Source organism: Nocardia mangyaensis (genome assembly GCF_001886715.1).
Taxonomy (GTDB): domain Bacteria; phylum Actinomycetota; class Actinomycetes; order Mycobacteriales; family Mycobacteriaceae; genus Nocardia; species Nocardia mangyaensis.
The window spans coordinates 1,907,406-1,926,380 of sequence record NZ_CP018082.1 but is presented as its reverse complement, the minus strand read 5'-3'; the positions used below and the strand labels follow the sequence as shown (position 1 = coordinate 1,926,380).

General features: G+C 66.9%; 18 protein-coding genes. 7 read left to right on the top strand and 11 right to left on the bottom strand.

Translation table 11 applies throughout. The features are described 5' to 3' along the window. Positions 1–13: 13 nt before the first annotated feature. Positions 14–373 carry a hypothetical protein gene (locus BOX37_RS08695; RefSeq protein WP_071927203.1) on the top strand — a complete coding sequence of 120 codons (360 nt, stop codon included), beginning with the start codon at positions 14–16 and terminating at the stop codon, positions 371–373. 121 nt (positions 374–494) lie between these two features. On the opposite strand, the gene BOX37_RS08690 is transcribed toward BOX37_RS08695, so the two are convergent. Beyond that, entirely contained in the window at positions 495–1,142 is a 648-nt protein-coding gene (locus BOX37_RS08690; RefSeq protein WP_071927202.1) for a DUF5753 domain-containing protein, read from the bottom strand. Between the two features lie 1,193 nt (positions 1,143–2,335). Between BOX37_RS08690 and BOX37_RS08680 the strand changes: the two genes are divergently transcribed. Next, positions 2,336–3,550 (top strand): helix-turn-helix domain-containing protein, encoded by a 1,215-nt coding sequence (locus BOX37_RS08680; RefSeq protein ID WP_071927200.1) that lies wholly within the window; start codon positions 2,336–2,338, stop codon positions 3,548–3,550. A 20-nt stretch (positions 3,551–3,570) separates the two neighbouring features. Here the strand turns inward: BOX37_RS08680 and BOX37_RS08675 are convergent, their stop codons facing one another. From BOX37_RS08675 to BOX37_RS33835, 7 genes are all read right to left on the bottom strand, one after another. Continuing rightward, a complete protein-coding gene (locus BOX37_RS08675) occupies positions 3,571–4,038 on the bottom strand; it encodes a hypothetical protein (protein ID WP_071927199.1) in 468 nt (155 codons plus the stop codon). An 83-nt stretch (positions 4,039–4,121) separates the two neighbouring features. Next, positions 4,122–5,891, bottom strand: a complete 1,770-nt coding sequence (locus BOX37_RS08670) for an alpha/beta hydrolase (RefSeq protein ID WP_071927198.1) — start codon at positions 5,889–5,891, stop codon at positions 4,122–4,124. After that, positions 5,888–6,229, bottom strand: a complete 342-nt coding sequence (locus BOX37_RS08665) for a hypothetical protein (RefSeq protein WP_071927197.1) — start codon at positions 6,227–6,229, stop codon at positions 5,888–5,890. Before BOX37_RS08665 ends, BOX37_RS08670 begins: the two co-directional genes overlap by 4 nt. Positions 6,230–6,232: 3 nt before the next feature. Then, positions 6,233–6,679 (bottom strand): YbaB/EbfC family nucleoid-associated protein, encoded by a 447-nt coding sequence (locus BOX37_RS08660; protein WP_071927196.1) that lies wholly within the window; start codon positions 6,677–6,679, stop codon positions 6,233–6,235. A gap of 18 nt (positions 6,680–6,697) precedes the next feature. Continuing rightward, positions 6,698–7,306 (bottom strand): DUF3558 family protein, encoded by a 609-nt coding sequence (locus BOX37_RS08655; RefSeq protein ID WP_071927195.1) that lies wholly within the window; start codon positions 7,304–7,306, stop codon positions 6,698–6,700. Beyond that, positions 7,303–7,689 carry a hypothetical protein gene (locus BOX37_RS08650; protein ID WP_071927194.1) on the bottom strand — a complete coding sequence of 129 codons (387 nt, stop codon included), beginning with the start codon at positions 7,687–7,689 and terminating at the stop codon, positions 7,303–7,305. The genes BOX37_RS08655 and BOX37_RS08650 overlap by 4 nt, the downstream gene beginning before the upstream one ends. Further along, positions 7,682–8,167 (bottom strand): ESX secretion-associated protein EspG, encoded by a 486-nt coding sequence (locus BOX37_RS33835; protein WP_156910337.1) that lies wholly within the window; start codon positions 8,165–8,167, stop codon positions 7,682–7,684. Before BOX37_RS33835 ends, BOX37_RS08650 begins: the two co-directional genes overlap by 8 nt. A 1,371-nt stretch (positions 8,168–9,538) precedes the next feature. On the opposite strand from BOX37_RS33835, the gene BOX37_RS08640 reads away from it, so the two are divergent. After that, entirely contained in the window at positions 9,539–9,883 is a 345-nt protein-coding gene (locus BOX37_RS08640) for a hypothetical protein (protein WP_156910336.1), read from the top strand. An 890-nt stretch (positions 9,884–10,773) separates the two neighbouring features. On the opposite strand, the gene BOX37_RS08635 is transcribed toward BOX37_RS08640, so the two are convergent. Then, the gene (locus BOX37_RS08635; protein WP_167659914.1) at positions 10,774–11,325 is read right to left on the bottom strand and encodes a 2'-5' RNA ligase family protein; all 552 of its coding nucleotides are present in this window, start codon (positions 11,323–11,325) and stop codon (positions 10,774–10,776) included. Between the two features lie 504 nt (positions 11,326–11,829). Then, the gene (locus BOX37_RS08630) at positions 11,830–12,420 is read right to left on the bottom strand and encodes a hypothetical protein (protein ID WP_156910335.1); all 591 of its coding nucleotides are present in this window, start codon (positions 12,418–12,420) and stop codon (positions 11,830–11,832) included. Between the two features lie 168 nt (positions 12,421–12,588). Here BOX37_RS08630 and BOX37_RS08625 point away from each other — a divergent pair, with 168 nt between their 5' ends. From BOX37_RS08625 to BOX37_RS33830, 4 genes are all read left to right on the top strand, one after another. After that, positions 12,589–12,852, top strand: coding sequence for a hypothetical protein (locus BOX37_RS08625; RefSeq protein ID WP_071927189.1), 264 nt, complete (start codon positions 12,589–12,591; stop codon positions 12,850–12,852). Between the two features lie 93 nt (positions 12,853–12,945). Next, the gene (locus BOX37_RS08620) at positions 12,946–16,257 is read left to right on the top strand and encodes a DEAD/DEAH box helicase (protein WP_071927188.1); all 3,312 of its coding nucleotides are present in this window, start codon (positions 12,946–12,948) and stop codon (positions 16,255–16,257) included. A gap of 57 nt (positions 16,258–16,314) precedes the next feature. Next, positions 16,315–17,679, top strand: coding sequence for a TIGR01777 family oxidoreductase (locus BOX37_RS08615; RefSeq protein WP_071927187.1), 1,365 nt, complete (start codon positions 16,315–16,317; stop codon positions 17,677–17,679). Positions 17,680–17,681: 2 nt separating this feature from the next. After that, positions 17,682–17,831 carry a hypothetical protein gene (locus BOX37_RS33830; protein WP_156910334.1) on the top strand — a complete coding sequence of 50 codons (150 nt, stop codon included), beginning with the start codon at positions 17,682–17,684 and terminating at the stop codon, positions 17,829–17,831. A 183-nt stretch (positions 17,832–18,014) separates the two neighbouring features. Here BOX37_RS33830 and BOX37_RS08610 read toward each other — a convergent pair whose 3' ends face one another. After that, on the bottom strand, positions 18,015–18,845 hold the full coding sequence (locus tag BOX37_RS08610) for a MerR family transcriptional regulator (protein ID WP_071927186.1): 831 nt from the start codon (positions 18,843–18,845) through the stop codon (positions 18,015–18,017). Positions 18,846–18,975 lie beyond the last annotated feature (130 nt).

Genomic DNA, 18,975 nt, shown 5'->3' with positions numbered 1-18,975 from the left:
TACGCTCCGCGGAATGCACGTCATCGGCAGCCGAAAGCGGAACCAGCCCGCACCCCCGCACGCCATCTTCGAATCACTCACCAACCCCGACCGCGACCCCACCCGCCCATGGCTCAACCTCCTCCGGGACGAGCAACGCCCCACCGTCCTCGACAGCACTTACCCCCACTTCGTGGTGTGGAGTTCGCTGTGGCCCCGACGCCCCGACGCCCGCCTTCAGTTCGATCTCCCCTCCGACGGTGGTTCCGGCACCGACCTACGCTGGACCCTGTACGTCGACGACCCACTCCCCGACGACTCCACGACTGGCCACCTACGCCACCGAATAGACAAACTCATCAACGCGAACCTGCGCCGCAGCTACGGCCAGTAGGTCCGGCTCAATGCTGCCCGCACTTCGACTGATCCTATACGCCGGTCCTGATCAGCAACCATGTTGGTACACAAGGGATTAACGTGAACGAGCTCGGACTCGACGTGGATCGTCCAGGGGTTCAGGGGGAACCCTGGCCAATATTCGACGTGAGCGCCGCCTGCGAGCAGCCGATGACGTGGGTGGCCAGTGCTCGGTTCAGGATGACGCGAGCACCGTCATCGTAGGCAGCCACGGTGGCGATCAGATCGAAGGTTCTCACTGCCGACGCGATCTCCTCGGCGCCCGTGGCGGTGACGAAGCCGGTGACAGTTTCGATGTCGACGATCGACTCGTCAGGGATCACGAAATTCGCAGCCGGAGCGACCAGTTCGGAATCCAGGGGCACGATCCCGATTTCTACGTTTTCGCGGGTAGCCAGAATTTCCAGGAGGAATCGGACCTGGTCTGCCATCACGTCCGCAGCGCCTACCTTCCGCAACAACGCGGTCTCACCAATGAGCAGGTGGAACCGGCGGCCAGGTGCATCAAGGATGGTGTGCCGCTGCAAGAGCGCGGTGACTGTCTCTTCGGTGTCGTCGGGGATTTGGAGTACCGAGACGCACACGGACAAGACCGCGCGGGCGTAAGCCGGAGTCTGTAGTAGTGCTGGTATCAGGTCCGGGCTGTACCCACGCTGATTGGCAGTCGTGTGCTCGAGAGCGATGAGGCTGCGTTGCAGCGTCGATAGCCCGGTGCCGCACGTTTCGTACCAGGTGGTGTAAAACACCGTTTCACCTCTTCCTAGGCGTTTCATGATTGATGGGATGGTTGGTTCCCGGGAGATCGGCGTCCCCGGAGTTCTGAGCGGAAGTAGACCTCCGGAAACGCGTCTCACCTCGGCTGACGATCGGCACAGTGTGAGGTGCGCTGGCGCACCCGAGGCCATACCGATGGCATGAAGGCTCGTGTGCAGTTCGGTCGCGAATCCGACCTCATCCCGGGTTCCGCATCTGCAAGCAGGCACGAGCACACTCGAGAACAACCGCTCCCGACGGCCGAAACGCACTGATGGCCGGTGATATCCATGTTCGGGCCACAAGCGGATCGGATGTCGGAGACGGGAGTGCGATGTCGCCTTCTCGGATGACGACGACTCTCGCCCGCCACAGTCGCGCCACATCAGCCGGGTCCCCCATGGGTCGGATATCGGTGCGCACGAGAAAAGTCCACATGGCTGCTCTCGGGTGGCTGATGATCGACAGCGGTGCGACACCCCGTTGATCGAGCGTTGTTCGAACGCGTTGAGCGAGACCGGCGGGCATCATCACGGCGCCGATCAACCCGGCCCGCATGGTGATTCGACCCGACTCAGGATCGACCACCGTCGGCAACAAACAGACGTCGCGGTAGAACTCACATCGCGAACGCGGCGTTTCGGAATACGCCGCGTCGGACGAACTTGTCGAGGCCATACTCACTACCCGCTACTGTCGGTCGTGCCGGTATCGAGGCAGAGTCGCACGGGCGATGCCTCAACCCACCCTGCTTCCCTCATCGACTCGAGGAGTTCGACCAAGCGGTCGAGACTGGACCCATCAGAGGTCGACGAAGTCGTCGAATTGTCCTGTGTCATCGCGACCCCCCGCCCTGCCAGCTGCGATGGATCTGCGGCCCGATTACGGGAAATCGGGTTTCCTGAAGCGGAGTGCATCGGTTCGTCGGCGGTACATGTCGGTGTCGCGGCACGGTCCCTCCTCGTTGGTTCACGGTGGATGCACCCACCGCCGGGGGCTTTCGCCATCGGGTGCAGCTCACTGAGCCCGAGGTGGCGGGCGGGCGCCCTGCCATCACCCCGGCGGCGGGGCTGGAACGACATTGGCCGCAACCCCGCGTCACTTTGTCCCGCCGCGGGACAACACAGGGATCAGGCGGAAAAACGGACGTACGATGTGGGTTGTCAGGTCATCGACGGGAGAGTTCATGGACGCCGACCGCTTCATCGGGCAAAAGGTGCGCGAGATCCGGGCGCGCCGGGGAATCTCGCAGCAGGTATTGGCCGACAGGACAGGGTTGAGCCGGGGCGCGATCGCCAAGTACGAGAACGGTGAACGGCCGATCGACTCACGTCGGATACTGCTCGCACTGGCAGCGGCGCTCGGGGTCACCATCGGTGACCTGACCGGCCATGAGCAGGACAAGCTGGATCCATCCACAGCGGGGTTCCACGCCGCCGTTCCCGAGCTGGAGACTGTGCTGTGGTCGCGCGGCAACATTACCGATCTAGCGCCACCTCATACTCTCGACGAACTGGCCGCTCTCGCACGGACCGCAACCGAGCTTCGCAACGATTGCGACTACGCCACGCTCGGACCGCTCCTCGCTCCGATGCTGACTGACGCCTACCGTCACGTCCGCGGCGCCGCGGGCGGCCACGCCGAGCGCGCGTGGGATGTTCTCGCCACCGTGACATACGGTGTCGCGTCGGCGCTGCGAGCACGGGGTTACTACGCGCTGGCGTGGACAGCCGCACAGGAGTCCGAACGCGCCGCCACCCACATCGGCGGCGTCGCGCCGATCGCGGCCGCCGCGTTCGCCCAGGGCCAGATCATGCTGTCGCGCCCTGGTGCACTGCCCGCGGCGCTGGCGACCACGACCGAGACCGCCGAGAAGATCGCCGCCGATGTGCGCACGGTCGGCGAGGTCGAGACGTTCGGGATGCTGCATCTACAGGGTTCGATCGTCGAGGCGACCTTGGGCGGCGATCCCGAACCCCACCTCACTGAAGCGGCCGAGCAGGCGGCTCGGCTCGCCGATGCCCGGTCCAGCACATCGGTGGCACGAAACGAGTCGTTCGGCCCCGCGAACGTCACACTGTGGCGGATGTCGGCGGCGATGGAGCGGCGCGAACCCGGCCAGGTGCTGGCGCTCGCACCGACGTTGTCGCCTGTGGATCTGCCCAATGACGGTCGACGCGCTCAGTATTTCGTAGAGACGGGCCGCGCGTACGCGATGAAGAAGAACTACCGAGACTCGCTGTACGCGCTGCTGCGCGCCGAACACGCCGCGCCACAGCACGTGCGCACAATGGCCCCCGTTCGGGAGCTGGTCGGGCACATGATGCGGAGCGCGCGGCGGGACCTGACGACCGGTGATCTCGGCCGTTTGGCACAGCGGGTCGGAGTTGTCCCGACCTGACCGGCTGCGCGGCTTCTAGTTCAGGGCTGTGTGATCGTGAATGGGTCGTTCTCCATCGCATCGATCGTTGCTTCCGGCACACATGGGGAGAATCCAGTGAGGCTGAGCGAGCCATCGCCCTTCCCCGCATCTTGGAGCTGGAACCCGAAACCGTCCGGGATCTTCGCTTTTACCACTGTCCGCCCTTGCGGTTCCGTGGCCCAGCCTTTGCTCTGCCACAGTTCAGGTATCCGCTCGAAATACTCGGTCGTCGAACCAGCCGGCAGACCGACGATCCAGTACCCGATACTGAGGTACCGCGGCCCGTCCGACTGAACGTTGCCCTCCCAGCACGGATTCGCGATGGGGTTTCGACGATTCTTGGTCGCGAGATCCGGGTTGTCAGGCTTCTTGGACAACGCCGTCCCAGTGGGAAGCTCCGCGAGTAGCTCGGACATGTACGACCGAATCTTGAGTTGTGCGTCTACTGCGGTGAGTGACTCGTCCACGTGGGGTCCTTCTGATGTCGATCCGCAACCTACTACAGCCAGTAACACAGCAACCGCGATCGGTACCAGTACTCGGATTCGTCTCACTCGTACCTCACCTCACCAAGATTTCCCGCGATGATCTGCCCAATGTTGACCAGCGACGCGCTACCAGGTTCCCAATACTCGCTGTGCGAGGCACCGCTGTACCCCACCAGGGGGGTACGCGAGCCCGGGTCGGAAGTGAACACCTGACCGCCGAATTCGGACTCGGTCGGGTCCTCGCCATGCCGGTCGACGCCGGGAATCCACCCAGGGAGGTTCTCGTACAGCGGAGTTGGGTCATTCTCCGCTCGGGTGGAGTAGACGTGTTTGTATTGTTGTCCGTCCTCGACACCGGTCAGGCTTAGATCCCGTGCGGAATCCACGCCAGCGCCGGGACTCGCCACCATCACAACCGTGTCGGCGTCTAGGGTCCGCCCCTCCGCCGCCGACAACCCGACGACGGTTGTACCGTAACTGTGTCCGAGCACAGTATTGCGGGACGGTTCACCTTCATGGGTTATCCGTAGTCCATCCTGGAACGCGTTCAACGCCGGAGCCCCCGCCGCCGCGTAGTCACGCTGCGTCGCGTCTCCGAGCTCAGGCGGCGCGTCATATCCCATCCAAGCGATGGTCACCGGTTTGGCTGCACCAGAGTTCTCGGCTTGGTCGGTCATGCGGTCCACTCGCTCCATGTCACCTTCGAGCTTGGCGGGTTGCGACCCGGTTCCCGGCACATACGTGGTGACATGAGATGCCGTGTCCGGGTTACCGTCGGCGACGATCGCCTGAACACGTTCACCCGATTTGTCGTCCAAACCCAACAACATGCGCGGTTCGCCGGTGTCGGCGTTCGGCTCGATAGCTGAGGCCGTGGCGGTAAGGTCGTCGAGGCGTGCGTACTGGTCCATCTTGGTTTTCCACTCGGTGTAGCCGGGCTGGGTCTCCAGCCACCGCTCCCCTTCGGCGGTCCCCGAGTACTTCATCCATTGATCGTGTTTGTCACCGGCGATCACTTTCGCTTCATCAAGAGCGTTCCGTGTCTCGGCGATCTGCTCGGTGAGGAGAAGCCGGTTGTAGTGGTCGCGGTCAGTGGCGGGCATACCGTCACGATTGCCCAGATACTGGTCCTGGTTCCAGAGCGCGTCTTTGTCCTCATCGGACAGCGTGGACCACAGATCGTGGAATTCCTGGGTGCCCGCCGGCAGAGTCGCCTTGCCATCGAGGATGTCTTGTACCTGCTGGCTGCGTTCGCCCAGACTCACCAGAACGGAGTCGGCGACCGGTTTGATGGCGCCGACGTTCTCGAACGCCTTCTCGATCGCCACGGTGGTGTCTTCGATCGCCTGGCCCAGCCCGAGCAGGGCGGCTTTGATCGGTGGCTCGTAGACGTTCTTCGCGGTCGCGTCGAGGGCGGCCTGAGCGGCGACGAGGTCGTCGGGTTGCGCGTCGGGCAGTGACAAGCGGGCGTCGGGGGCGGTGACGGTGCCGTCTTCGCTGACTGAGAACTTGTCCTTCTCCGCGAGGTCTATCGCGGCCGTGGCGGTTGATTTGCTCGCGGCGATACTCGACTGACCGTTGGATCCCGCGGTGATCGCACTGTTGAGTGCGTCAGTGATCTTCCGGCCCTCGGTGACAGTGCTCGCTGTCGTCTCGCGAGCACGATCACCGGCGTTGCCGACCCAGTAACTGGTCGATCCCGCGTAGTCACGTTGTGCCAGATCGAGATTGGTGACGAGCCGGTCGTGCAAGGAGCGCCACTCAGTGGTCTGGGCTTCCAACGCTCCCGGCTGGATGGCATAGGCCTGGGTCTTCGTCGCCGGTCCGGTCATGAGCCGGTCTTCCAGGTCGACAAGTTGTCGATCCGAAGTTTGGTGGCGTGGTCGGTGTCATGGAAAGCATCGACACACTTGACTGTGTTGTCGCCGATCGCTTGGAGCGCGTCACTCAAAGCGCTGTTCGCTGACGCGGTTTCGGTGGACTTGGCCGCACAGACATCGGCCAGGCGAAAGTCGGCGAACCCGAAGCGGACGGCGTTCGCTGCCCACCCGAAGTTGCTCGGCGCGACCGTGCCGTAAGCAACCTCGGCGGCATAGCTACGCATCCCCCGCGCGAGCGCGAGCGCGTCATCGGCGTTGATGTCGAGCGAATCAGCGAGACCACTACCCATGACCTATCTCCCCCAGGTGTTTCGGTGCGAGAAACCGTCCTCGGATCCCGCTCGTCGTTCGTCCACCGCCGCCTGCCGCCCGAACTCGTCGCGGGGTCGGTCGGTGACGTCGAACGTATGTGACTGCTCGGGCAGTGGTCCGTTCATCGCGTCGACGGTGTCGGCGACAGCGGCCGCGACCCGAGGGTCGGACCGGAACTCCGCCAGCATCGTCTGAGCGTTCGTTCGGGCCGTGCGCAGCGCGTGCGCGGCGAGTTCGGTGATCAGTTTGCTGAGTCCCGCGCCACCAAGCACCAGGAGTTTGTCATCGATCTGGACGGATATTTCGCCGTCCGCGCTGGCATGGACCTGGATCAGCCCGTCCGCGGCGGTGGCCGTGGAGCGGGTCGAGGTGAGCGCGGACACCAGGTTCGATGTCTTCTGCTGAAGTGGGTCCAAGGAGTTCGTCATATCAGTTGTCGGCTTCCGTCACTTCGGGACGAGGGGTTCGATCGCACCAGCGATCCCATCGATGTGATCGCACGCGTTCCAATCAGTGAGTGCTATGGAGCTCGAGACACTGATGTGAACGACGCCATCCGGTCCGGGAAACGCCACCAAGCAGGCTTCGGCAGGACGATCACGATAGAAGACGCCAGCCCGTCCGTTGACGGTGAACTCCTCTTCGTCTTCGCGCTCACGTATCTGTTCGAGGCCGATGTTCGCTGATGATACGAACATCAGTCCTGTTCCAAGCATCTGACCACGCACGTCTTCCTGGCGCTCGAACTGGCAACCGATGAACGCGTAGTCATAGTTGATGGCATCCGATCGTTCGCGGGTGTCCGGGGCGAACCCGGCAGCGGACACCGTGGAGTCGGGTATCTCGACACACGGGTCCCACCGAACGGGAATCTTCGTCCCTCGACCCTGCTGCGGTGGATCACCAACCGGCGCCGCGAAGGTCCGGGTCGGGGTCGTGGTCGTGGTCGTGGCAGACGGGCTGTCGGGCGAATCTGACTCCTGCGTCGCACAGGCACCGGGCGCCAGCGCAAGCACCAGCACTGCCAGCAGCAGGCGCCGACCGTTCCTCGTCATTGCGGTCCCTCAACCGTGCTGGCCATCAGAGCGATTCGGCGAGCGCTCACACTGTCGGCGTCTTCGATCAGCCCCGCGGATCGAAGGAACCCCTCCTGGATCTGCATCGCGCCCTCGATCAGCTGATTGATCGCGCTACCAGCGGATCGAGCTTTGTTCTGAAAGCCCAGCTGAAGCTCCATACCCGACGGGAGCGTGCCGAATCCGCTGGCGCTCTCCCCGCTCGCGATCTTGCCACGTGACACGATCAGCTCGTGGATGTAGGAGTCGATCTCCTTCACCGCGGCCCTCACCGCATCGGGTTCGAAACTGAACTCGCCGGCACTCGCGCGTTGCGTGAAAGCGGTGATGTCCGCTTCCCCGTAGTTGACCTTCTCAGCCACCGATACTCCTCTCGTCGGACGGGGCGGGTTCTCGGATGTGCGTGAGCAGTTCGTGAGGAAGCGTCGTCGGGGACACCGGCACGACACGGGTGTCGTTCTCGTCGACGGTGATCAGGTATCGCCCGCTCGTCGGTCGTCCCTCGGCGACATCGATGAAGCTCACGTAGTGGGCGGGCTGTGGACGATCGGTGTCGAGTCCCCGGGCTGCCTCGAAATATCCTTCGCCGGATCGGCGCTGACGGACCAACGTTCTGATCCGCTCCTCGACCGGAGCTTTCCCGTCCGGCATCACGCCCCATCGCGTCGGCGGCTCCTCACCGCGCACCCGTGGTGTGAAACCCGCCATCCGCCCCGCGCTACCCGGCGGAGTCGGCGGCAGCACTGCGCACAGGCGCGACGGGACACTGGCCCGCCGGACCAGCGCGATCATGACGGGCGTCGACGGCTCGGATGCCGTCGTGTACTGGTACGCGACCACACCAACCGCACCCAACACCGCGCCGTGGGCCCGGACCTCGAGCCCACCCGCCAGCCGTGCCGAACATCGAAGCCGCGTGTCAGCACCAGCGAGAACCGTGAAAGCCGCCGATAGACCTTGGTCGTCTCCGGGAGGGAACCGCACAGACAGAGCGTCGGCCGCGAATCGCTGTTGGGCGGCGCGGGTCCCGAAGGTCTCGCGGATCGTGATCGGGCTCGGATAGTCGAACGCGTCGAGACGCGTTTCACGGTGCCACAGTGCCGCGAACTCGTCAGGTGACAACGTCCATGTCCGCAGGTCAGTCACTGCGTGTCCCTCGACGGCGTGCTCGATTGCGAGGTCCCCGAAAGACCGTGCTGGGCGAGCAGACTCGCGATCTCAGCTGACAGCGCAGGTGGCTCGGGCTGCGGTACTTCAGGTTCGCTTGATCGCGGTGGTGTCGATTCTTGAACTGGTGTGGCCGCAGGTTTGTCCCGTACCGGCGGGGATGGTGAGTACTCAGGTTCGCGTCGAATCGAGGGGACCGGCGCTGGTTGTGTTGGTATGTGTTGCGGTGCGGGCTGCGAGGGTTCTGTCACGGGAGCGGCTGATTCGGCATCGGCGCCGAGCACTACGGTGGGCGCTTGGATCCCTGCCAGCCAGTCGGGATGAACGCCCCGCAGATAGTCCGGTGCTCGGTGTTCTCCTTCGTCGTCACCGCCCTTGCCGCGGGCTCCGGCGCCGCCGGGGGCCATCGGACCCATTCCCGTCGGCGACCCCACGACGCGGCCCGTACCTGCCGCGCCGCCCATTGGGGCGCGAGGGCTGGCGACAGGCCCAGGAACCGACCTGCCCGGGGCGGGCGCCCCCGCCTGCCCTCCCGCGCCCGGCGAACTCGAACCACCTGCCGAACCTGCGGAGTTAGGTGAACTCGCGCTCGGCGCGGCACCCGGTTGGCCTCCTGGCTGCGTGGTCTGCGCTGCGCTCGGCGTGGTGGCGGTACTCGCCGGTGTCGTCGATTCGCCTTGATCGGGTGCCGACGAACTACTACTGGTCCCGTCGCCGGCATCGCTGGATGAGTCACCACCGCTCGCGCCCTCCGGCCCTGTGCTCGGCGGGACTTCAGATGTCGGCACGGCGGTCTCTGGCGAGTCAGGCTCCTTCGAGCTGCCTGGGTCGGCATTCGAGCCGCCACCGTTCTGCGAGCCCTGCCCGACCACTGGTGCGCCGTTCTCGCCGAACCGAGGCGCCTCGGTGAAGGCTGGGACCGCGTTCCCCGTCGTGGGAAACGAGGGAGCGTACAACGTGTTCATCGTGGCGCGCGCGGCGTTCTCCGCCGCGGCCTGTGCGTCTTGGTCCGCCGCCACAGTCGCGGGATTGAGGAGGCCAGGGATGATCATCGACGTCGGATCATCCGGATTCGGCGCGGCGACCGCTGACGAAGCCACTGGCGGCGGCACCGCGAGCCGAGTGGCTTCCGCAGCCCACGCGGCCGCGTCGAGCCGATCCGACACCGTGGAGAACACGTCCGCGATTTGCCTCGTCGCTCCACCGAGCGCGCCGACAGCCGTACGAGCGGCATCCCCGCTCTGGCCCTTCCATTCCCCGTCGTTCATCAATCCGAGAATCGAGATCTGCAGAGACATGGACAGGTCCGACAACCGCGTGCATTCCGCCGACCACAAGCTGTGGGCCGTCCGCAGACCTTCGACGTTCATCGCTTGGGCGTGCTGGTAGATATCGGTATGTGAGAATGCGCCGAAGTTCTCCTCACTGGCGACGAAGTCCGGGTCAATGCCCGCGTTCTTGGCCAGCAGTGCTTGGTCGGTCGCGCTCGCTCGCGAATTCGCCGCCGACACCTTTTGCTGGGCAGCGGCAGCCGCTACCGCAGCTGCATTAGCACCGAGCTGTGCCAGAGGGGCAGGAATCCCGCCGAGAGAGGGAGGTGCACCTTGATTGTCCGCCGTCATCGACTCCCCCTGAGCATCAACGATCGTTGCGGCCCCTTCCGCATCAATCCGCCGCCGGATGCTATCACGCGTGGAGCTACCCAGCAGTAGGGCCGACGACGTCTCTGCACCAAGTCCAAGGTCGTATCTATCGAGGTGACCGCCACGTGACTGCACTTGGTCGGACGCCAGGGGCCTGCGGGGGGCTGTTGCAGGGGATAGGTGAAGCTGTCACCCGATCCTGCAGCAGCCCCCAATCATCCCAGGGTTCCTGCTCTCGCTCACGTTCAGACCGTACGGAATGACCCGGCTCCTGGCCGACGCCGCGACGGCAGTGGCGCCGCGGGGAGATTCGACAAGGTTCTCGAGTACGGTGGCCTGGCCGACGCCAGTCTGTCTCGCAGTCGGACTCGGTCTGGAGCCGTGCGCTGGTGACTTTGGATATGGCGAGCGCGTTCACGCTCCAGCGTTCCCCGGAGGATGTCGAGCAGGCCGTTCAGTTCGGGATCGAGGCGCTGGATGCCTCGGAGGACCGGCCGATCCGCTCGGTGTGGCAACAGGCGAACGAACTCGACGCTCTCTTGGAAGCCCACTACCGCGGCCGTCGCGTGACTACATCGAGCGATAGGCGGATTGGCGACGCGCCTCGCGGCTGCTCATCGCACTGGAGAGCAACCGTTAGCCTCCGAGCGCGATGGCAGCGCGCGTATCCCAGCGGTAGCAGCGCCCCTCCCGCCGGAGAACAACCAGTTCAACAGTGTCCACCCGGACAGAGATCCGCTCCGGTGTCCGCTGCGCGGCGACTGCGGCGATGACGGCTGCCGCGGCTCGGTCGGTGTTGTTGTAGGCGATTCCCAGGTGCGGTCGAAATCGCGACGGCGAGCCCGGTACGTCACGCGCGGCCGGATCAGGCGATACCTCGCCTGAGCATGCCGAAAGAACTCGATGGACATCGAGCAGCGGGTCCCACGGAGCGACCGAGAATCGGATCGCGCTTCGAGAGCCGGCGAGCGGGCCGATGGTCAGATCGAACGGCTTCACGTCCGAAAGCCGCTCGCGGGCAGAGGAAACCAGCGCATCGACATGCTCGTCGGGGACAGCCGTCGTGTCGCCGACACCTCTGATCGTGATGTGCAAACCGTCCGGCGGCACCGCGTCGAGGCCGGTGAGGCCGAGTCCGCGCCGGCGTTCGGCGGCGAAGCCCACCAGGTCCGGGTCGTCGAAGGTCAAGTACCAGTAGTACCCCGTGCGTCCGGGTGACCACTGCTTCACGCTCCAGTGGTCGCGCAGGTACTCGATTTCGGCGAAGGCCTCCCAGTCGTTCCTGGCGATGGCTTCGGGGTCCGCGGTCGAGTCGGGCAGATGCCGGGGAAAGGGGCCATGGGACGTCATTTCTGGTCGGCCTGCCTCTCGATATCGGACTGCCCGGACTGGAGTCTACGGACCCGTCGGCCGGACACGATCCCACTACGGAACGCGCCCGGCCGACAGCTCACATTCGTTCCGGCGCGGCGATTCACAACTGGCCCAGACCCAGCTCCAGCCGCATCCCGCCCCAATGAATCCTCGTCGTTCGCCCCGCAGGCTATCGGACCGCTTGCCACCCGGCGCACCCAGCCAGGAGCCATCCCGCCCACGCGACGCTCCACGGAATCAACCCGCGCTCGACGGTCGTGTCCACCGTGCACAGGCCCTGGAAACCGCAGTACGCGGGTTCGCTCAACGCGATCCAGATCATCCACGTAAGACGCGCCGTAACCACGGTGGGAGGGTTCGCCACCACGGCCGCTTCGCAACCGCGGCACTGTCCGTGCTGACAACGCGCTGGTATATCGGCTCGTAGGGCGGACCGGCCAGTAGGTGTCGGCACCCGCGTCGCGCGTCGTCGAGGACGTCCTCGAGGTCACGGTATCCGTCGTAGGCGCAGCCCCACAGGTACTCGAAATCTGCGGCCAGAGTGTCCAGATCGGCGCGCTGCGACGTTGGCGTCCGCACCAGGGTGAACAGGTGCGTGGAGATCCTCGAGAGGTGTTCGAGGGGATCACCGTCACCGGACAGCAGGCGCTCGGCGTGCTGGCTGGCTCGGCGGAGCATGATATCGGCTTCTCGCTGCGGCCAACTCGGGCCGTCGAGACCGAGTTCCGCCAGGGCGGTGCGGAACAAGTCGGGGGCATCCCGAGTGTCCGTGCGGTGCAGGCAGGCGAGCTCGATCAGGGCCGGTGAGTCGAGGCCCCGGGCCAGTGCTTCGGCGGCGACCATGGGCAGGTCCTCTCGACCGCGCTCGCCCAGCGCGAAGAGGTCGGCGGCGGTGTCGAGGTCGTCCATGCCCCTCAGCGTGCGATGTCGGAGTTCCTCGGTCAATCCATATTTCGATGCCGTGGGAGGGTGGGGTCGACGTTTCCGGCGTGGTGGTTCGGTCAACACTGCTGCCGTCGTCGAGACCTCGGCGGGTGGATGAATCGGCGCGGAGTGCCGCGCAGTCCAGGAGGACAAGTGCGAAGTGTCAGGATCGCGGCGATCGTGGGAGCGGTGGCCGCGTGCGCCATGGTCGGGATGGGTTCGGCCGCTGCCGAACCCGAGCAGCCCGAACCGAGGGAGAACATCTTCATCGATGTGAACGTCCTCGGGTGTTCGTTCGGGGCGGGGCTGGGTGGAGATGTGTTGGTGGCGTTGGGGGCCGGGAGTGGGTCGAGTGCGATGGTGAACTCGTCGCTGGCGGGGCGGTTGCGCGCGGCGGGGTGTCTGCCGAGCTGGTAGTGGCTGACGTGCGGGTTGGCGTGCCGGAGAAATAGCGATCGCGTACCGTGGTACGGGTTGTCAGCATGATGGCCGACGGAATTGGGGTGCATCGTGAGCGGATCCGAGCATGCCGTGCGGCTCGTGCGTTTCTGGCAGACCGTCGAGTTGTTCGGTCCCCAGTTGGTTCCCGAGATACAGGCGGACTGTGAGTCGGGTGGACTCGTCGTCGAACTCGGGACCGAGGACGTCGCGCCGTGGGAGGACACGACGGTCCTGCCGCCGCTGCGGGCGGGGCATGTGTGGCAATTCGTGGTCTACGGCGGGCTGTTCGGGGTCGGCCGGGCTCGTGAGGCATTGGTGCGGATGTTCGGAGAGGACCAGCTCGAGGCGGACGCTCGACGGGCCGGAACCACAGCCGCTTTCGCGCTGACGCTGTCCGACGACGGGGTGGTCGTCGGCGGCTCGGCGACGCTGTCGGGGTTGGCGTGGGCGGTGAATCGACTGCGGTCGCCGGGGCCGGGCGATACCGGTTGGGCCGACGGGTTCGATCATGATTCGGCGGCCTTCACCGCCGCCTTCGACACCTTGACGCGGGAAGCCGCGGCGGCGCCGGAGGCCGAGCAGGTGGACAAGCCGCGGTGGCGGGCCTTGGATGTGGCCGGTCGCGGGGTCGGCGCGTCGCTGATCGCGGCGGGTGCCGACGGCGTGATCTCGCCGGGGCTGGCCGGGATGTCGGCATTGGCCTTCGCCGAACGGTTCGTCCCGAACGAGCCGGAGGACGGCGTCGAGGCTCCTCGACTGACCGGGCGGGATCTGCAGACCTTCACCGGAGAGCTGTGCGGCGCGCTCGGGATTCGGTCCGAGCTGCGCGCCGGTGGCGTGCGGGTGGCGTGTGTGCAGGTCGCCACGCGCGATGTCGACAGTGCCGGCGCCGAGGATCGCCTCAACAGTGGGTTGGGTGCGGACCTCGCCGCGCTGGGCTCGGCGGTGCAACGCGGCGATGTCGGTGCGGCGCTGCGGGACTACCTCACGGCAGCGCAGGCGTTGCCGGTCGATGATCGGATCGATGTCCGGCAGCGGCAGGACGTGATGGTCGAAGGGCTGCTCCCCCATCTGATTCCGGACGGACGCTGGCCGGGTGACCCGCTGGTGTCGGGCCAGCAGTTCGCTGTCGACCGGGCGATGGCCGAGTTGGCCGACAGTGCGGGAATTTTCGCGGTGCACGGCGCGCCGGGCACCGGGACGACGACGATGCTGCGGGATCTGCTGGCGGGAATCGTGGTCGAGCGGGCCGCGCGACTGGCGGCCTTCGACGATCCGCTCGCGGTGTTCGCCGGAGTCACCGAACAGGTGCAGGTGGCCAAGAACTACACGGTGGGGGCACATCGGCTGGCCACCGCGATCACCGGATTCGAAGTGGTGCTGGCGACAGGCAGCGACGAGACCGCCGCCGAGGTGGTCGCCGAGATCCAGCACCGCGAGTCGATCGACAGCGACGTGCGAATCGATCATTTCACCGACCTCGCCGAACTCGTCGGCGACGAGCCCGCGTGGGGCTTGGTCGCCGCGGCGCTCGGTGGGACGCGCCGCGCGTTCGGTGAGCAGTTCTGGTTCGGCGATCGGTTCGCCACCGAACGCCAGAACGGCGCGCAGGCGAGTTCGGGCGGCATGCTCGACATTCTCAAACAGGCGGAGGCGGAACCGGATTCGATCCCGGATTGGTCGACCGCGGTGCGCGAGTTCGCGCGGTGTCGGGCCGAGGTGCGCGGGCTCGCGCAGGAGCGCCAGGACGTCGCCGACGCGGTCGCCGAACTGCCCACGATGAACAACGGGCTGGCGACGATGTCGGCCGAGATCGCCGAAGCCGATGACGCGCACGCGCACTGGCGGGACCGGCATCGGCTGGCGGCCGAGCATCTGCGCGGCGCGCAGGCCGAGCATCATCGGGCGGGCAAGGCACTCGGTGAGCACAGCGGGCTCAAGCCGGGATTCCTGGCCTCGCTGTCGACGGGGTTCCGGGCCGGACGACGGTGGAGTGCGCGTAGCACCGAACTGTTGCGGGAGCGCCACATCGCCGAGTCGGAGATGCGGCGGCGCCAGACCGAGGTCGAGTACACGCGTGAGCAGTGGGCGCGAGCGGCTGAACACGGGCGCACGCTCATTCGCGAGCACCTCGAGTTGACCGAGCGTCGCGAGGCGGCGCTCGATGTCATCGAGCGGGCGCGGGAGAACTGGTCGCGCACCATTCCTTTCGGCGATGTCGCCGGGGACGACGAGCAGTTCCAGCTGTGCAATCCGTGGGCCGACGAGCAGTACTCGACGGCGCGCCGTGAACTGTTCCTGTCGGCGCTGCGGCTGCACCGGGCCTTCCTGCTCAATGCCGCGCCGCGGGTGCGCGACAACCTCATCGTGGCCGTCGCGTTGATCCGGGACGAGCTCGCGGTGGCGCCGAAGCCGGAGACGATCGCGGCCGCCTGGCAGACGATGTTCCTCGCGGTGCCGATGATCACGACCACGTTCACCGCGTTGCCGAGTCTGTTCGCCGGGTTGGGACGCGAGGCGCTGGGCTGGTTGTTCGTCGACGACGCGGGTCGGGCCGCACCGCAGGCGGTGGCCGGTGGGCTGTGGCGGGCGCGGCGGGCGGTGATAGTCGGCGACCACCGTCAGCTCGGACCGGTGGGCGTGCTGCCGACCTCGGCGCAGGAGGCTCTGGTCGGCGAATACGACCTCGATCGGGAATGGATGCCGGATCGGGCCTCGGCGCGCCATGCCGCCGACCGCGTGGTGCGGTACGGCACCTGGTTGACCCCCGCCGACGCCGAAGCGCCGGTCTGGGTCGGCACGCCGCTGCGGGTGCACCGGCGCAGCGATCTGCCGATCTTCGAACTGACGCACCGGATCGCCTACGACGACGATCTGCTGATCTTCGGGACGCCGTCACGACCCGAATTCCCCGATGACAATCGCTGGATCGATGTGCGATCGGCACGGGCGGAAGGCAATTGGATTCCGGGCGAAGGCGAGGCGCTCGCCGCGTTGCTCACCGAACTCGCCTCCGACGGTGTCGATCCGGCGCAGATCCGGGTGGTCAGCCCGTTCCGCGATGTCGCGCGGGGCGCCGGGGAGGTGGCGCAGGCGGTGCTCGGACCGGAGTTCGCCGCCCGGCAGGTCGGCACGATTCACGCGATGCACGGCAACTCGACCGAGGTGGTCGTGCTGGTGCTCGGCACCTCACCCGCCGCGGGCGGCTCGCGGCGGTGGGCGGCGACGAATCCGAACGTGCTCAACACGGCAGTGTCGTGTGCGCGGCGACGGGTCTACGTGATCGGCAACTACCGGCTGTGGAGCAGCCAACGCTACTTCGACGCACTGGCGGCGCAGTGGACGGTGCAGACCGAGCAGCTGGTCCGTTCGGCGCTCTGACCCGGCACTCGCGGCGGCGGGACACCTTTCGGCGGGCGGTATGTCTACAGTCGAGGGATGGGCATCGACTGTTCCGCCATCGTTGCTTCACCCCGGACCGAGGTCTTCGACTGGTTCGCCCGGCCCGGCGCGTTCGCCCGGCTGGCGCCACCCTGGCAGCCGGTGACACTGCTCGCCGAATCGGACTCCCTCGCCTCCGGTTGTGCCGTCCTCGGACTGCCGGGCGGGCTGCGCTGGCTCGCTCAGCACGATCCGGACGCCTATCGGCCACCCGAACGTTTCGCCGATGCCGTCACCACGGACGGGCTCGCCTCGGCACCGGTCGGGCGGCTGCTCCCGTGGCGGCACGTGCACGAGTTCGAGGAGATCGACGAGGGGCACACGCGGGTGATCGATCGGGTGCGCACGCCGGTGCCGAAGGCCGCGTTGCGGGCGATGTTCGACTATCGCTATCAGCAACTCGCGAACGATCTCGCCGCGCACCGTCGCGCCAGTGACAGCGGCTGGTCCTCGCGCACGATCGCGGTGACCGGCGCATCCGGACTGGTCGGTTCGGCCCTGTCCGCGTTCCTGACCACCGGCGGACACCGGGTGCTGCGGCTGGTCCGGCATCCGGCCCGAGACCAGGACGAACGGCAGTGGAATCCCGACGAGCCCGCCGCCGATCTGCTCGACGGTGTCGACGCCGTCGTGCATCTCGCCGGCGCCTCGATCGCGGGGCGGTTCACCGACGCGCACAAGCGCGCGATCGCCGACAGCCGAATCGAGCCGACCCGGCGGTTGGCCGAGCTCGCCGCGACGGCCGGGATCGCCACCTTCGTCAGCGCCTCGGCCATCGGCTTCTACGGCTACGACCGTGGTGAGCAGACGCTGACCGAGGAAGCCGAGCGCGGCGACGGGTTCCTGGCCGACGTGGTCGAGCGGTGGGAGGCGGCGACCGTTCCGGCCTCGGCGGCGGGAGTCCGGGCGGTACAGGTGCGCACCGGGATCGTCCAGTCGCCGCAGGGCGGGACGTTGCGACTGCTGCGGCCGTTGTTCGCGGCCGGGCTGGGTGGGCGAATCGGCGACGGGCAGCAGTGGTTCTCGTGGATCGGAATCGATGACCTGGTCGATGTGTATCACCGCGCGCTGTGGGACGACAGCCTGTCCGGTCCGGTGAACGCTGTCGCACCGCATCCCGTTCGCAACAGCGAGTACACCCGGGTGCTGGCTCGGGTGTTGCACCGGCCCGCACTGCTGCCGGTGCCTGGTTTCGGCCCCGCGGTGCTGCTCGGCAAGGAGGGTGCGCGGGAGTTGGCCGGGGCGAATCAGCGGGTGATCCCGGCTCGACTGAGCACCGCCGGACACCGGTTCCGCACCGGGGAACTGGAGGCCACGTTGCGCCATGTCCTCGGGCGCACGGCAGCGCCCCTTACCGATTGAGAGTGCGCCGTGACCGGCGCAACGGCACCGGCCCTCAAACCCGGCCGGGGCTCGGCGCGGCTGGTGTGCCGCGGCAGCTGCCCGAACGCGGCCACGTCGGGTATGTCGACGCGGCCGAACCGATCATCTGCGAAGCGGCGGCCGCCGCATGAGGTGTCCCTACCGGATCGGTCCTACACGGCCCACCACAGGCGCTACTCGCCGTAGATCCGATCGGCACAGGACGCGTCGATAATGCATCGTTCGATCGATTTCGGGAACCCGAGCAATCCAGCCGCCGCGGGGCACCGAACTGCAGTTGCGCTCAGCGACAGAGCGATCCGACCGAAAAGGAGTCAGCTGAAGATGGCGACCGCGGCAGAAAGGTCGGTGACCCGTTCGGCCGCGTCGGGCAGCAACACCGCATCCCACCCCGGCCCACCGACGAATACCCGAGCGCCGGTGTGCGCGCAGGCGAGCACGGCGGAGGTCAACGCCGTGGACTCGCGCTGCGACCACAGCAGCACCGACGACGGCCCCGCGTGTCGGGCGAGCGCGTCCGACAGCGCGGCGGTCGGCACGTCGGCGCCCAGCATGCGGGCGCCGACTCCGGCTTCGGCCAGGGCCGCGCGCAAGACGTCCAGCGGGAGCGCGTGGGTTTCTCCGCTGGTGCACGCCAGGAGCACGGGAGCACTGCTCGGCGCCGGGCGGACGTGCTGCATGATCGCCGTGATCGACCAGGACAGCAGGTGCTCGACATCGATGCAGCTCTCACCACCGCCTTGGCGCGCCACGATGTCGGCAAAGGCGGGGCGGCACAGGAGCTCCCAGGTCTGTACGACACCGTAGGCCCGCACATGGGCCTCGATGGAGGCGCAGACGGCGGCGGTGTCGAGGTCGAAGGCCGCGTCGAGCAGGCCGGTGCGGTCGCCCTGAACGGGGACGGGTCCACGGGCCGCCGCGGCGGCTCCGGCCGGACTCGCGCCGCCGCGGATCAGCTCGAGCATGTGCGCCAGCAAGGCGATGTCGGTTTCGGTGTAGAGACGATGCCGTCCCGGCCGGGCCTGGGCGGGACCGATGCCGTAACGACGGTTCCAGCTCCGGAGGGTGGCGGTGGGGATGCCGAGACGGTCGGCCACCGCGCGCACGGTGTATCCGGCGGGGGTGGGGGCGAAACCGGCGGGCATCGTCTCATTCTGCCCGGAACCGCGCGGCGCTCGCGCCGCGGCCGGGGCCGACGCGCGTCGGCAAGCCTCCATCGACCCCGCGCAGAACACTCGGACAAGCCCACCAAGACTGTGTGAGTGCATCATTTTT

What these genes read in the sequence shown, in the direction of transcription:
- BOX37_RS08610 (WP_071927186.1), bottom strand. Translation starts at nt 18,845, where the DNA reads ATGCCCGCCGGTTTCGCCCCCACCCCCGCCGGATACACCGTGCGCGCG.
- BOX37_RS08615 (WP_071927187.1), top strand. Translation starts at nt 16,315, where the DNA reads ATGGGCATCGACTGTTCCGCCATCGTTGCTTCACCCCGGACCGAGGTC.
- BOX37_RS08640 (WP_156910336.1), top strand. Translation starts at nt 9,539, where the DNA reads ATGATCATCGACGTCGGATCATCCGGATTCGGCGCGGCGACCGCTGAC.
- BOX37_RS08670 (WP_071927198.1), bottom strand. Translation starts at nt 5,891, where the DNA reads ATGACCGGACCGGCGACGAAGACCCAGGCCTATGCCATCCAGCCGGGA.
- BOX37_RS08655 (WP_071927195.1), bottom strand. Translation starts at nt 7,306, where the DNA reads ATGACGAGGAACGGTCGGCGCCTGCTGCTGGCAGTGCTGGTGCTTGCG.
- BOX37_RS08630 (WP_156910335.1), bottom strand. Translation starts at nt 12,420, where the DNA reads ATGGACGACCTCGACACCGCCGCCGACCTCTTCGCGCTGGGCGAGCGC.
- BOX37_RS08660 (WP_071927196.1), bottom strand. Translation starts at nt 6,679, where the DNA reads ATGACGAACTCCTTGGACCCACTTCAGCAGAAGACATCGAACCTGGTG.
- BOX37_RS08665 (WP_071927197.1), bottom strand. Translation starts at nt 6,229, where the DNA reads ATGGGTAGTGGTCTCGCTGATTCGCTCGACATCAACGCCGATGACGCG.
- BOX37_RS08695 (WP_071927203.1), top strand. Translation starts at nt 14, where the DNA reads ATGCACGTCATCGGCAGCCGAAAGCGGAACCAGCCCGCACCCCCGCAC.
- BOX37_RS08680 (WP_071927200.1), top strand. Translation starts at nt 2,336, where the DNA reads ATGGACGCCGACCGCTTCATCGGGCAAAAGGTGCGCGAGATCCGGGCG.